This is a genomic window from Oleiphilus sp. HI0066, assembly GCF_001635725.1.
In genome coordinates, this window is sequence record NZ_LWFH01001640.1 from 1 (window position 1) to 876 (window position 876).

The window sequence follows — 876 nt, forward strand, 5'->3', positions numbered from 1 at the left end:
GCCAAGCGTTTTCAAAGCCAAGGTCACTCTGTCATGCTGGCTGCAGGTGATACATTCCGCGCAGCAGCCGTGGAGCAACTGCAAGTATGGGGCGAACGCAATGATGTTCCAGTCGTTGCGCAACACACGGGCGCAGACAGTGCATCAGTGATCTTTGATGCCGTTGAATCCGCAAAATCTAAAGGCATTGATGTCATCATCGCCGATACAGCAGGTCGTCTTCAAAACAAAGACAACTTGATGTCAGAACTCGAAAAAGTTGTTCGAGTGATGAAGAAGGTTGATGCACAAGCACCACACGAGGTGATGTTGGTACTTGATGCTGGCACAGGACAAAACGCACTTAGCCAAGCGCAAATATTCCAACAAGCCGTGGGCGTTACAGGAATCAGTCTGACGAAATTAGATGGTACTGCAAAAGGCGGTATTATTTTCGCCATTGCAAAACAGCTCGGTTTACCGATTCGTTTTATTGGCGTCGGCGAACAAATCGATGACTTACGTCCCTTCGATGCGGATGAATTCATTGAAGCACTTTTTGAAAAACAAACAGACGCTTAAGTTGTTAAAGCATGATTCAGTTTATTAACGTCGGAAAACGTTACCCTGATGGGCACGAAGCCCTGAAAAATGTTTCATTCGAGCTCGCGAGAGGTGAAATGGCATTTCTAACAGGACATTCCGGCGCAGGAAAAAGCACACTACTTAAACTAATCATGCTGATGGAACGAGCCAGCAAAGGTCAAATCACGGTTGGCAATCAAAACCTTGCACGTATTCCTCCGCGACAAGTTCCTTATTATCGTCGCCATGCAGGTGTTGTATTCCAAGACCACAAACTTCTGTTTGATCGCACAGTCTTTGATAATGTCGCGA

2 protein-coding genes are annotated in these 876 nt (G+C 46.3%); both read left to right on the plus strand.

Annotated features, from left to right (window positions below; translation table 11 throughout):
- On the plus strand, positions 1-561 hold a 561-nt coding region (ftsY, locus tag A3738_RS25605), incomplete at its 5' end, for a signal recognition particle-docking protein FtsY (protein WP_068763951.1).
- 11 nt (positions 562-572) lie between these two features.
- The coding region (locus A3738_RS25610; protein WP_156504502.1) for a cell division ATP-binding protein FtsE at positions 573-876 on the plus strand (304 nt) is incomplete at its 3' end.